General features: G+C 37.0%; 13 protein-coding genes. 11 read left to right on the top strand and 2 right to left on the bottom strand.

Going from position 1 to position 12383, the window contains the following annotated elements; genetic code table 11:
• Positions 1 to 46 precede the first annotated feature (46 nt).
• Positions 47 to 826: a DnaJ domain-containing protein gene (locus ACMCNP_RS00595; protein ID WP_419312384.1), complete on the top strand. Its 780-nt coding sequence runs from the start codon at positions 47 to 49 to the stop codon at positions 824 to 826.
• Positions 827 to 991: 165 nt separating this feature from the next.
• Here the strand turns inward: ACMCNP_RS00595 and ACMCNP_RS00590 are convergent, their stop codons facing one another.
• Entirely contained in the window at positions 992 to 1333 is a 342-nt protein-coding gene (locus tag ACMCNP_RS00590) for a hypothetical protein (RefSeq protein ID WP_419312381.1), read from the bottom strand.
• A 304-nt stretch (positions 1334 to 1637) separates the two neighbouring features.
• On the opposite strand from ACMCNP_RS00590, the gene ACMCNP_RS00585 reads away from it, so the two are divergent.
• The 4 genes from ACMCNP_RS00585 to ACMCNP_RS00570 all read left to right on the top strand — a co-directional run bounded on the left by ACMCNP_RS00585 (position 1638) and on the right by ACMCNP_RS00570 (position 6206).
• Positions 1638 to 2144, top strand: a complete 507-nt coding sequence (locus ACMCNP_RS00585) for a hypothetical protein (protein ID WP_419312378.1) — start codon at positions 1638 to 1640, stop codon at positions 2142 to 2144.
• Complete coding sequence (locus tag ACMCNP_RS00580) at positions 2144 to 2446, top strand: hypothetical protein (RefSeq protein ID WP_419312375.1); 303 nt, start codon at positions 2144 to 2146, stop codon at positions 2444 to 2446. Before ACMCNP_RS00585 ends, ACMCNP_RS00580 begins: the two co-directional genes overlap by 1 nt.
• Positions 2447 to 2470: 24 nt before the next feature.
• On the top strand, positions 2471 to 5065 hold the full coding sequence (locus tag ACMCNP_RS00575) for a VirB4 family type IV secretion system protein (RefSeq protein WP_419312373.1): 2595 nt from the start codon (positions 2471 to 2473) through the stop codon (positions 5063 to 5065).
• 121 nt (positions 5066 to 5186) lie between these two features.
• Positions 5187 to 6206, top strand: a complete 1020-nt coding sequence (locus tag ACMCNP_RS00570) for a hypothetical protein (RefSeq protein ID WP_419312370.1) — start codon at positions 5187 to 5189, stop codon at positions 6204 to 6206.
• A 53-nt stretch (positions 6207 to 6259) separates the two neighbouring features.
• Here the strand turns inward: ACMCNP_RS00570 and ACMCNP_RS00565 are convergent, their stop codons facing one another.
• Positions 6260 to 6472, bottom strand: a complete 213-nt coding sequence (locus ACMCNP_RS00565) for a hypothetical protein (protein ID WP_419312367.1) — start codon at positions 6470 to 6472, stop codon at positions 6260 to 6262.
• A 16-nt stretch (positions 6473 to 6488) separates the two neighbouring features.
• Between ACMCNP_RS00565 and ACMCNP_RS00560 the strand changes: the two genes are divergently transcribed.
• The 6 genes from ACMCNP_RS00560 to ACMCNP_RS00535 are packed head-to-tail and all read left to right on the top strand — an operon-like array spanning position 6489 to position 12379.
• Complete coding sequence (locus ACMCNP_RS00560; RefSeq protein ID WP_419312364.1) at positions 6489 to 7427, top strand: hypothetical protein; 939 nt, start codon at positions 6489 to 6491, stop codon at positions 7425 to 7427.
• A 45-nt stretch (positions 7428 to 7472) separates the two neighbouring features.
• Positions 7473 to 8135, top strand: coding sequence for a hypothetical protein (locus ACMCNP_RS00555; RefSeq protein ID WP_419312361.1), 663 nt, complete (start codon positions 7473 to 7475; stop codon positions 8133 to 8135).
• Positions 8136 to 8158: 23 nt separating this feature from the next.
• Positions 8159 to 9319 carry a TrbI/VirB10 family protein gene (locus ACMCNP_RS00550; RefSeq protein WP_419312357.1) on the top strand — a complete coding sequence of 387 codons (1161 nt, stop codon included), beginning with the start codon at positions 8159 to 8161 and terminating at the stop codon, positions 9317 to 9319.
• Positions 9309 to 10181, top strand: coding sequence for an AAA family ATPase (locus tag ACMCNP_RS00545; RefSeq protein WP_419312354.1), 873 nt, complete (start codon positions 9309 to 9311; stop codon positions 10179 to 10181). The genes ACMCNP_RS00550 and ACMCNP_RS00545 overlap by 11 nt, the downstream gene beginning before the upstream one ends.
• Positions 10178 to 12004, top strand: a complete 1827-nt coding sequence (locus ACMCNP_RS00540; protein WP_419312351.1) for a type IV secretory system conjugative DNA transfer family protein — start codon at positions 10178 to 10180, stop codon at positions 12002 to 12004. Before ACMCNP_RS00545 ends, ACMCNP_RS00540 begins: the two co-directional genes overlap by 4 nt.
• Before the next feature lie 48 nt (positions 12005 to 12052).
• On the top strand, positions 12053 to 12379 hold the full coding sequence (locus tag ACMCNP_RS00535) for a hypothetical protein (protein ID WP_419312348.1): 327 nt from the start codon (positions 12053 to 12055) through the stop codon (positions 12377 to 12379).
• Positions 12380 to 12383: the final 4 nt, after the last annotated feature.

Genomic DNA, 12383 nt, shown 5'->3' with positions numbered 1-12383 from the left:
CTGACGCGCATTGAGATCTTTTTTGATGAGCGCGTATTCGTGATATATGAAGAATTATTACGCAATATTAGAGATTGAGAAAAATGCAAGCGAAGAATTAATTAAAACAAGTTACCGCAGGCTTGCTTCGATCTTCCATCCGGATAAGAATAAAGAAAATACGGGTAAATTTTTAGATATAAACGAGGCATATAAAACCCTTTCCAACCCGTTTTTAAGAGAATCTTACGACAAACAGTACAAACAGCCTAATGAAAGAGCCGGAACGGCAGATGTGGCAACTTCTTGTAGAAAAAGATTAAGGGACGGGGCGAATATATTCATAGATGCCTACTTTGCCGATTCTATCACCGGACAGGCTAACTACGCCCAATCCAACGCAGATAACCTTGTTGACGATGAATCTATTATTAAGACATTCAAAGTAACAAGATACATCGTCTGTCCGGAATGCGAGGGGGAAGGGAAGCAACCCGGTACGCTTGCCGTATCCTGTATTCGGTGCAACGGTTACGGTGTTACTAAAAATCCTGAAACTAATTTAGATGAGATATGTCAGAATTGCAACGGTTACGGCGATGTGTTTATGTATAAATGTCAAAATTGCAACGGTTTGGGGAGAATTAGGGCTAACGAGGAAATATCGTTGAAATTCAATGCTAATGACATATTGATTGACGGTAAAATCATAACTTTTAAAAATATCGGCGATATCGGGATTTTCGGTGGAAAAAATGGGGACTTGATAGCAAGAATAAGGGTAAATGTCGTTCCTAAAAATACTTTTTTAAAAAGATTATTTTTGAAGTATAGAAACCGTTTATAGAAAATCTTATCTCCCATTCTTGTCCCTTCCGCAATGCTCCGGTATCGCCGGAATATTTTTTAAGTTATATTTTGAGATATAGAGCGCAAATTTCCTGCCTTAGCCATATTGGATATTTCGTTCAATGCTATTTCCGTTAAGGAAATTATGCGGAAAATCTTATTTTTACTCGTAGTCTTCTGCATACCTTAAAGTATTTAAAGTTTCTTCCTCTTTCTCTTTTTTTTCGTTGTCTTCTTGTTTGCTGTTCATATTCATATCGTTTGCATTCGCAGTTTTCACCTCGTCTTTTTTATTCATTAAGATCTTGTTGTTTTTGTCCTTTATTTCTATCTCCCTTAAAACATCATTCGACTTTAATATGATAACGCGCCCCATTAGTTCTTCAATTTCTCTTCTTTTAGATAATGCGGCGCATGTGTCGTCTACAAATTCTTGAAAACTTTTTAGTTTTGACTTTGCCTTTAATCTTTTTCTTCTGTTTTCAGCAGATGTTTTTGCTTTCATAGCGTTACCTCCGTCAAATGTTAAGATTATATTATCAAATTGAGTTTTTATTTAATCATAATAACATTACAATTTCATGATGTTTTTGTTTCAATTTGATTAAATTTATATTAAATTCAGGCTTCGTTTGTTATGCAATATTGCATATAGCAGATCCTTTATACTTTTTTGTAACCGGAATGCAATATTAAATTAACCTGCTTTTAATATATTTTTCATAATATTTAAACATTAAAATGATATAAATATCTTAAAATCAGTTTGGAATTATAAATTTAATCTAAAATTTAATTGGAGGAAGAGGATGTCGAAAAAAAATAAAATCGTCTACTGTTTGAACCTGTTGAACGAGTACTCTATCTCAGTTGCGGTTGAAATACAATCGGGTTTTTTTTATCGGAAAAAATTTGATCTCAAGAGGAAAAACACCATGGAAAGAATTTTTATATCGTTTTTTATTTTCGGTTCCGTTTTGTCTTTGAGTTCTCATGCGTTTGCATTTATAAATTTAAATCAGGGCTCGCTGGGAATAGGGGCGTCAGGCATATTAAACGAGGCTACTACGTGGATTTGCTATAGACTTGCTCCGGCTACGCTTACACTGGGTCTCATAAAGGGATTTTATGATATAAAGCAGCACAAACCGGATGCCGCAAGGAAAGCATTTGTAACGGCGGCAGCCGGTACCGGAGTTATGCTTGCGCCCACTATAACCGGAGCCATACTCGGCATCGTTCAGAGTGCCGGCGGTTCTGCCGGCGGAATGAATATCGGAGCCGGAAACGGAGCAACGACGGTGGGACAGCCATAATGAAAGACGATAATTATACCGAATTTAAAATTCACGATAAAATATATGGCAGGATCACCAGATTTGGATTAGAGATTTACGACTGGGGACTATTTATATTCTTTACGATGGCCTCTATTCTTATACTAAAAAAAGTTGTTATTCTTGCGATATTAATTGACATATCTTTTTTAATTTTTTTAAGAAAATATAAAAAAGGCAAGCCGGACTTCTATACGACTTCACTTTTGTCGTTTCTTTTTGCAAATAAAATACTTTTTGTTGCGGAAGCGGATAAAAATCATATAAATCCTAATCCATAAATTTGCGGGGCAGATATAATGCTAATGAAAACAGTTGTTAAAACTATAAACAAGAACGAATCTTTTAATAGCTATGTCAATCTTTTGTCTATTTACGATAAAATTATCGTCGGAATAGACGGTTCCGTTACCGTCGGTTTTAAAGTAAGAGGATTTGACTATTACCTCTCCGAAGACGAAGTGGTCAATGACGCGGCATACGTAAACGATATCTTGCTCAATCTCTTAGACGAGAACGTAAGCCTTCAATGGATATATAAAATAGAAGACAAAAATAACGAATTTATATCCAATTACGAAAGGTCGTCAATACCCCCGGAAGGTTTTAGGTATATAAAGGAAGATAAGCTTAAGTCTCTAAGAGAAACAAGTATAAAGAATATTAAAATTTATCTTTTTTGTTCCTTGAACGGTTTAAGATTAAAGGAAAAAGCCGGTGACGGTTTTTTATCCAAACTTTCCATTTATGCTTCCGGCTTTTTTAAAATCAATGTTTCTAATGTTATAAATTCTGTTTCAAAGAAAAATACCGAAATAGATTGGAAATTAATCGAAAAAAGATTTGAAAATATAGAAAATAACCTTAGTTTTATATCCTCGAGGCTAAATATAGGTTTAAAGAAAATGGGCAATCAGGAGCTTACGGATTATTTTTATAAGGAATTAAATCCGGAAAGGTCAATTGCAGTGGGTGCGCCGAAATGGGAAGATATATCGGATGAAACGACATTTAGGAGCCGATTAATATATTCCCACGCAAAAATTGAGAGAGATTATTTCTATATAGACGATTATTACTATAAATTTATAAATATGCACGGATTGCCGACACATATCACTGCTTTAGGGATAACGTCCCTTTTAAATATAAGTAATTCCGCCTATGCTTCCGGTTTCGGCAGTTCTGAAAATTATAGTAGTGTTTTTCCTTACGATATTTCCGTAGCTTATAATATACCGGATCAGGACAGAACGATAGAAAAAATACAGACGGATAGAAACATTAAGGCAAGCCTCACCGAAGCCGTAGGCGGAGGATATATCGATTATAAGGGGGCAAATATAACGGAGCAGTTAGACGATTTTTTGAAATCCGTTTCCAAAATGCAAAAAAAGATTGTCGAATTTTCCTTATGTGTAAGAATCAAATCCAAAAAACCGGAAGAACTTGGCTTGCGTGCGGCAAAAATATTGGAAGCGTTTAAAAATTACGACGGAATGGAAGGCATTGTAGATAATATGGAGCACCATAATCTGTTTTTCTCGTTTCTTCCTGGGCAAGCTCGTTTTAACAGGCGTTTTAAAACGGCTATTTCATTGCCTGCGGCGGCATTTTTTCCTTTACACGAAGGCTTCAGGGGAACGGAAAGGTGCGCGGTGCCGTTGATTAATAATAGGGGCGAAGCGGTAAAATTAGACCTTTACAACAACCCGCTGCCGTCTAAACATGGGATAGTTTTCGGTAAAACCAGAAGTGGAAAGGGTTTTATGCTTAACGGATTTCTTTCCGATTTTTATATATCCGGTGAAAATTATCACATAATAGGTGTAGATATAGGTGGCACGTATAAGAAGTTCTGTAAAATATTTAATGGAGACTACATAGAGCTCGATATGGATGGCAGTTACTGCATTAATCCCTTTCCCCCTAAAAAGTATGCGGTTAAAAATGTAAACGGGGAAGAAATATTCGATCCGGATATAATGGTGTTTCTAACCGGAATCATAGGCTTAATGGTCGAGCCTGAAAAAAATCTGTCTCCAAACGATAAAACTATTATAACGCGCGCTATTCGGTCTGCTTACGACGGGATAATGGACGACGGCGATATGCCCGTAATTTCCGACATAAATAACATCTTATTCGATTATAACGAAGCTAGAGATGCTTCAGATAAAAAAAGGGCGCTGGAAATGGGAAAGGGCCTCTTTCAATGGACAGACGTTTCTTCGCCTTACAGTATTTTGCTGAATAGAAAAAAAGGTATAGATATAAATAATAAAATTGTCATTTTTGATTTGCAGAAACTAAAAGGGCACGATGACTTACAAAAGGTCGTGTTCGCGATAATAAAAAATCTTTCCTTCAAAAAAATGTATGACAAGTCGGCGAGGGTTTTTTTCTTTTATGATGAATGTTGGGAGTTTATGAGCGATCCTAAGATTTCGGAACTAATAATGCATCTCTATAAAATATCCGCCAAATGGGGTTCAATGGTGTGGACTATAACTCAAGAGCCGGGTGACTTACTAAAAGCCGGAACCGTCGGTAGAAGCATTATAGAAAACTCGTCCGTAAAGATATTTTGTCAATTGGACGGCAATGTCTCGGGTAGCGATTTAATCGCCTGCGGACTAAGCAAAAGAGAGATAAATATAGTAAAAAACCTTAAAGTTGTGAAGGGACATTATGCCGAATATTTTTTAAAATTCGGGACGGATTCTTCGGTAATAAGGAATACGCCGAGCCCCTTTGAATATTGGCTCTATTGTAAATCATCCGAAGACGAAGAAATAGAAAAGCTTGTAGAGGAAGCATATCCGGATAAATCATTAAAAGACAGATTGTACATACTTGCAGAAAAATATCCCAATGGTCCTTACGGGATTACGGTTTGAAATAACGCAAAATTTAAAAAACATTATGAAACGAAATAAAAACAGAAAGAAAAAAATATTTTTGCCATTTTTAGTAATTATATCTATCGCGGGTATATGTTATACCGGAGTATCTCACGGAATGAGTATTCCAATTCCAGATATAGGGGCTATTTCGGAACAGATTCAGTCGGTGGAAACCGCTGCCGGCAGTGCTTTTTCAGCCCTTCAGGGGCTTGCCGGAACCGTAGGATATGCACCGGGAGCCTCGGGAGGACCGTTTTTCAATCCGGGTCCGGGGCTTTCCGATGCCATGGCGACCGTAGATAAACTTACTGCGGATATCTCTAAAATGCGGGAATCTTATCAAAATATAATTATTAATTACGATAAGCTCGGCCATCTTGTAAATTCCGTGAAAAATGCCGTAAACGGTATGGATAATCTTAATGAACGAATAAATGAAGCCTTTAAACAAATTCCTCAGGATTTGACGGAGAGCGATATTTCGGTATCATTGCCGCAAAATATTATTTCTGCAATAAACTCCGAAAATATGGAGTTTAAAAATCTCGACGGTATCGCCGATTTTGTTAGTCCTCGCATTTTTACATCTGGATATTCGGCTTCGGAAGGAAACAGATTGAACAAAATATCTCTCGAAAAGGATTCCAAACTATTTACCGAAGAAGCTATTTTTAACGCAGACGGGAATAGCGGTGCCGTAAGCCCTAAAATAAACTGTCCCTCTTACGATAATGGATATTTTATAGATAGCAACGGAAATCTCGTAGGGGGATGCACCGACTTAGTAAATGGATTTGAGTCGGATACGGCGTCTTTAGGTCTTTATAATGCCGGTATTTCTGCAGCAAGGGCACATAAAGCCGAATTAGAGGGTGATGAATTTATGCGGGAAATTACCGGAAATAGGCTTAAAAACAGCACAAATTATTATGCATATCAAAGCTCGGTTTTAACGTTAATCGCAGAAGAAAATGCGGCAAGTTTAAAAAATCTAGGATATATAGAGAGTCAGCTGAAGCAGATGGAGATCTCAGAATCGGCGACGAAAATAAAAGAAGAACAAGTAGGCGCCGCAATCTTGCCGCAAACTGATACCGAACCGGGTTTAAATTTATACGACAGGACTACTATTTAAAATTCCCGGGCAAAAAACTTGGTCGCTTATATGAGTCGGGTATTGAACCTAAATTAAATTAAATCTATGCTCAACTTAAAGTCGTTTATGAGATGTTTTTCATTACTTTTATGCTTAATAATCTTAACGCTTAGCTTAGTCCCCGTTGTGCCGGTCTTTGCCGCTTCCAACATAACAATACCCCCTGCGGCAAATTCCGCCGGAGGTATTGTTAATAGTCGTAATGTTTTAAACGAATCTTCGTTTTCGATATCTAAGTTAAACAACGGTCAGAATTTAAACATGCTCTCAATAGATTCTATTCCGTCTGCCCTTGATGGTGATCTCGAAATTAGTGGCTTCGTATCGTATATGTTTTATTTTTTGTTTTCTCTCGGCATTGTGCTCTCTTTTTTAGAGGGATATATCTCGGAACTTAATGGTAAAACCTATTCTTACTACGGATTATTCTTTAGAACGGCATTGATAGTCGCGGGGTTTCTTTCATGGAGACAAATCGGTATAACCAATTTTGCGCAGGCAATTTTAATCCTTGCCGATAAAATACAAATTTATCTGATAAAGCAAAACATTGTCGGAATCGGCGGATCGATATCGCAAATAGTTTCTTCAATATCCGGCAGTCTCCATTCCGTATCGATACCTACCGTTTCGTCTAATGGTGTCTCATCGGTAAAAGAAGGGTGGAACTTAAATCCCGTTTCATGGTTTGCCGGGGCGGTGCACGCTCTAACCGGAACGGTTTTAACGGGGATATTCTGGTTTTTGTTTAACATTTTATACTTAGTAATTCAACTGTTTATGGCAATAATTCAGTTAATTTTTTTAGGGCTGTTATTTTCTATATGTCCCATAGTATTAGGTTTAGAATCCATACCGTATACGAGAGGCGTATTCGGAAAATGGATGAAAATGTTTATAGAGGTTTCCTTCTGGGGAGTGATGGCGGCATTCGAACAACTTATTTTTTTTACCATTCTCAGCAAGATGGTGTCCATAAATCTTCCGTCATCCGGTACTGGTATGGGAAATATAATAGGAGCGCTCACGTTTGCAGAGGCCGTTACCGTGTTTATCGTTATGATGATTATAAACGTTACGGTTCCGTTTTTTATAAGCAAATTATTCGATGGTATAAGCGGAAACGCACACGAAAAATTTAATATAATTAGAGAAAAAGTAGTGGCAACGGTGGCTAAGGCAGCGGCGGGCGGTATTTAACACAAAAACAGTCTAATCTCATTAAATCAATAATTATAGAGAGTTATGGGAAATCTTTTAAATTATAAAGATGACGGAAAAAAAAGAAACGGCAGGCTTTTTTACGAGATATGGGGCGATCTGGAGTCGCAGAATACCATGCTAAAAATAGTAGTAGTTTTAATGTTTTTAATAGCCGGTATATCTATTTTTACTTCTTTTTATACTTATGAAACAAACAGAATTCCAATAGTTATAAGGGTAAACGAAGTCGGCAATGCGCAGGTTTTAAAGGATCTACCCTTTGATAACAGGGTGGGAACGGGCGAGATAGTATATTTTTCCAAAAGTTTCGTAAGGGAGTTTACCGGTTTTAATTCTTTAATGATAAAAACGGAACTTTCTATGGCATTGAATAAAATGTCTCTTAATTACGGTAAAGGAACACTCTCCATGATTGCAAGGAGCAAATTTGTTCAAAAAATGGAAAAGGCGGATATTACGTCCGAAATTAAATTTAAGAAGATACGGCTGATAAAACAAACGGTTAATCACGACGAATTAAGACTTTACGTCATAAGGACCGTCGTCTCTAATTCCAATCCTGCCATAAAGAGCAGTACGGCGTACGAAGATAAGCTTATCCTTAAAAGAGTAAAAAGAAGTATTCAATATCCGTTCGGTCTTGAAGTAGTTTATTTCGGCAGTCTTAAACTTGGAGGGGCATAGTCGCTTGCCGACATGAAATTCATATGGATAAGAATCGCTGGAATAATAGCCATATTATAAGAGAAGAAGATGTGGAAAGGAATCGTTCCGAAGACCTTAAGGACGGCGATAATTCTACATCTAGACGCGGGAACGGACACGAAGAAGACATCTATAATTCGGAATCTTCAGAAAAGAATAAACTTTTTAACTTAGATCTCTTCAAGCTTTTTAAGCTCCCAGCAATAGTGATAATTTTTTTAATAGCATTGTTTTTACTGTTTGAATTCTTATTCTTTCATAAATCCGGAATTGCCGGAGTTAAAATAAACCCAAAAAGGAATGTGAAGGTATATTTAAAAAAAAGATTTTCACCCTCTGTTTTTGATTATACCGATAAAATCAAAAAGGATAAATTCAATACCAAATTCAATAAAGAGATGAAAGGGTTGCGCTATAGAGCAAAATTAAGATCGAGAGGCAAAAAAACTTCTAAAATTACAAAAAAAATGGTTGTCTTTATCAAGGCAAGTTACAGTAATGCCATTCTAAACGCTGAAAGGGGAGTAAAAATGAAAAGCGGCAATAATGCCAAGTCGATTAAATCGGACTTGGCTACAGCCGAAAACTTTGATAAACGTTCGAGGCTGGTCGTACCCCTCGGGACGGTATTAGATGCCTATATCAAATATAAAATATTTTCATATAATACCGCCGTTCCGGTCATAGCGATACTTGCCGAGAATTTCCATGGCAGAGGTGAAACGGTTTTAAGAAAGGGGGATAAATTTTTCGGAATGGTGACTGTAAAACACTCGTTAAACAGGTTAAATATTAAATTTCATAAAATCATCGAAACCGACGGAAAATCGATTAATATTAGCGCTATTGCAATGATGCCCGACGGCTCCGGCGGAATTGTCGGAGATGTTCATAACCGCTATGTTGCAAATATTCTTGAGTCCATAGCGCAAGGGGTAGTGGGTGCCGCATCTATTTTCGTAGGCGGCGGTTCCGGTTTTAGTTCTTCTAATCCATACACATTTCAAAATCGGCTCAGGGAAAACGTCGCTCAAAGCGAGCTTAATCAGGCTCGAAACGGCATAAACAAATATGCGAATTCTAATAGGGGCGCAATAAGTATAACGCTCCCCAAGGATGCGCCGATTAAAATTATGTTTCTTAAACCATTATATGCAGCTTAATTCAATAAAAATAAAAAGCGTCTTAGACAAACTGTCGGATATTAAGAAGAGTCTTAACTCCGGTTTTTTGGAAAGAAAAGAGGTGATAGATATGATTATACTTGCGATTATTTCTAAAAAACACTCCATACTGATAGGCGGACCGGGGCTTGCTAAAACAGCTATATTAAAGTCGCTTGTGAGACGCATATACGGCCTCAAGCTTTTCGATTTTCAAATGACGCCCTCTACGGATATAAGCGAGCTTATATCTAAAAATATTAAAAATAAAATCGGAATAGATAATTGCGATATAGCATTGATAGACGAATTTTTTAAGGCACCGTATGCTACTCTTAACTCTCTTCTTGCTATTATGAATGAAAGGATTATATATGATCCGGAACCCCATAAAATTCCCTTGGTAAGCCTCTTTGCCACCTCTAACGAGAAACCCGATAAATCTTCAGATGCAGGCCTTCTACCGCTTTACGACAGATTTTTGTTTAGAAAAGAAATACTGCCGGTGAGAAGCAAGGAAAATTTTAAGAAATTGCTCGAATTAAAAGACGAATTAAAATTTCATGAAACCTCATTAAATAGGGAAGATATAAATATTTTAATCTCGGCGTCCGATACGATAATTATACCCGACCGTATTTTCGATGCATTATACGAGATAAGAGAAGCGCTCAGGTGCAAACAGGTGTTTGTCTCAGATAGAAGATGGAAAGAAGTGGTTAAGATACTCAGGGTATCCGCACTATTAGGGAGAAGAGATGCCGTATGTGAGGGGGATATACGAATACTCGAATCCTCTTTGTGGACATACTATTCGGATATAAGGGCAGTTAAAAACATTGTCGGGAGGGAATTAAATTGAACAAAACGCTTCTTGCAAAACTAACGATATCTTTTTTAATATTTACTTCGGAACTCTTTTATTTATTTTTTGTTTCGGGATTTTTTTATAACAAAAATATAACCTATTATTTTGACTATTTTACTCCTGTTTATCTATCCTTTATTTTTATGCCGGTTTTTACTTGGTTTATCGCATCCTACACTTTGTTTAATATGTTGTACAACAAATACCTTTATTTTAAGCCGGAGAATGATTTTAGGATTAGATACGGGATTACGGCGAAAAAACAGAAGAGGCAGTGTTTGATTTGGCCTGAAGCGGAAGTCGAAAACCTTCAACTCGTTATAGGGGAAATTCATGAAAAAGACGGAACTAGAAAGGAAAAACCAGAATGGCTTACCATGGATAAGAACGGTCTTTATACCGGTATTATAGTTTTCGGAGCTACCGGTACAGGGAAGACGAGTGCGTGCGCATATCCTTTTTTGGACCAGCTGATAAAGTATAAAAAAGAAATATATAAAGAAAAAATTGGCGGACTTATTCTCGACGTAAAGGGAGATTTTTGGAAAGAAGCGGCAAATATACTTAAACGCAGCGGAAGAGAACGGGATATAGTTATAATAGAGCCGGGGTCGGGTTGCTATTTTAATCCGGTACACTACCCGATGTTAGATTCAAAAATTATAGCGGAAAGGCTATACTCAGTTCTGGAAAATATCAATTCTAATGACGGGCGGCAGGACAGCTTTTGGAAAGACAAATCGATAAGGCTTCTTTCTAACTCCATAGGTTTGGTAAGGCTTTGCATGGGATATGTTACTTTAAGCGATATATACGAAGTTATTTCCGACGGAAACAGGCTGAAAGACATTCTGCGTTATGCCAAAGATATAATAGGGAAAAATAGGGCAAAAAAGGGGATAGGATCTAATGCGAAGGTTAGCTCAGATTCATTGATCTTAAACGAATTAAAACTCATAATATCTTACTTTGTCGGTGCCGATTTTGCGGGTCTCGACGAACGAACGAAAGGCATTATAAAGAGTGAATCGTTGAGGGTATGTTCGGATTTTATTAAGCATCCGTTTAGAGAAACCTTCTGTGCTCCGTTAGAAAAACTTAATTTTCAGGGCTTTGCCGATGTCTTGAACAAGGGAAAAATCGTAATTTTAAAAATGCCGGAATCGGAATACGGCTCAACGGGGAAGATAATAGGAATTATGTTGAAACTCGACTACTTCAGGACGGTCTTAAATAGGGTTTACAAAGTCTTGACGAATAAATCTGTTAATGCGGAAAGGCCGGTAGTGTTTATATGCGATGAATATCAAAACTATGTCACTTCTGGAGATATTGAATCGGATGCCGAATTTTTCGCAAGATGCAGGCAGTCTAAAGCAATAAATATCGTTCTCACTCAAAGTTACAGTTCTTTAAAGCTCAAATTGGGTTCGGAGGAAAAGTTGAATACCCTTATTGGCAATATCAGGTCTTCGCTATGGCTTTCGTTGAGCGACGATTACTCTAAAGAAAAAGCTTCGAAAATATGCGATAAGGAATACAAATTAAAAATAACAGAAAACATAACGGAACAGGATGAAGGAGCGTCTTTTAATTCATATGTGGGGGGGCTTATATCCGATGATAATACTATCTCCAAAGGTGCTACGAAGACCTATGAAAAAATGCCCTCCTTCGATACGGACGACTTCGCTAATTTAAAAATGAATCAGGCAGTTTACAGGATATATTCCGGCAACGGCATAAAGGGTCCAGGCATTGTCTATCTTCATCCGATATATAGACCAAAAACGAAAAGTTATTTTGATGCTATATAAATATGCCCTATGTTACATAAAATTATAATCAGAACGGATTGAAAAATAATGAAAAATAGATACGGAAGCGGAGGCGGTTATGAATTAGATATCCCTGAAATAATGTTTCTTATTTTTAGCGGATTATTCATTCTTTTTTATTTTGCCGATAGCGGTTTTAAATATTTTATAAATTCGTTTTATTTTTTTATATGGTATGTCCTTAGAATTTATCCCGTCGTGTCGGTCATGTACGCGGTCAACCTCTTTCTTTTTTTAACAGGGTTGCATGGGGTATATATTCTGATTTTTGAAACGAGGCTTACGGGTTCGAAACTTAAAATGCACGATAAATTAGAAAAATATAGAGAAAAAGAAAAAAACGGGAGGTATTAAAAAT

Origin of the sequence: Candidatus Acidulodesulfobacterium sp. H_13, assembly GCF_048541835.1 — a bacterium.
Lineage (GTDB): Bacteria > SZUA-79 > SZUA-79 > Acidulodesulfobacterales > Acidulodesulfobacteraceae > QIJE01.
This window is presented reverse-complemented; position numbering and strand designations above follow the sequence as displayed.

What these genes read in the sequence shown, in the direction of transcription:
- ACMCNP_RS00595 (WP_419312384.1), top strand. Translation starts at nt 47, where the DNA reads ATGAAGAATTATTACGCAATATTAGAGATTGAGAAAAATGCAAGCGAA.
- ACMCNP_RS00590 (WP_419312381.1), bottom strand. Translation starts at nt 1,333, where the DNA reads ATGAAAGCAAAAACATCTGCTGAAAACAGAAGAAAAAGATTAAAGGCA.
- ACMCNP_RS00585 (WP_419312378.1), top strand. Translation starts at nt 1,638, where the DNA reads ATGTCGAAAAAAAATAAAATCGTCTACTGTTTGAACCTGTTGAACGAG.
- ACMCNP_RS00580 (WP_419312375.1), top strand. Translation starts at nt 2,144, where the DNA reads ATGAAAGACGATAATTATACCGAATTTAAAATTCACGATAAAATATAT.
- ACMCNP_RS00575 (WP_419312373.1), top strand. Translation starts at nt 2,471, where the DNA reads ATGAAAACAGTTGTTAAAACTATAAACAAGAACGAATCTTTTAATAGC.
- ACMCNP_RS00570 (WP_419312370.1), top strand. Translation starts at nt 5,187, where the DNA reads ATGAGTATTCCAATTCCAGATATAGGGGCTATTTCGGAACAGATTCAG.
- ACMCNP_RS00560 (WP_419312364.1), top strand. Translation starts at nt 6,489, where the DNA reads ATGCTCTCAATAGATTCTATTCCGTCTGCCCTTGATGGTGATCTCGAA.
- ACMCNP_RS00555 (WP_419312361.1), top strand. Translation starts at nt 7,473, where the DNA reads ATGGGAAATCTTTTAAATTATAAAGATGACGGAAAAAAAAGAAACGGC.
- ACMCNP_RS00550 (WP_419312357.1), top strand. Translation starts at nt 8,159, where the DNA reads ATGGATAAGAATCGCTGGAATAATAGCCATATTATAAGAGAAGAAGAT.
- ACMCNP_RS00545 (WP_419312354.1), top strand. Translation starts at nt 9,309, where the DNA reads ATGCAGCTTAATTCAATAAAAATAAAAAGCGTCTTAGACAAACTGTCG.
- ACMCNP_RS00535 (WP_419312348.1), top strand. Translation starts at nt 12,053, where the DNA reads ATGAAAAATAGATACGGAAGCGGAGGCGGTTATGAATTAGATATCCCT.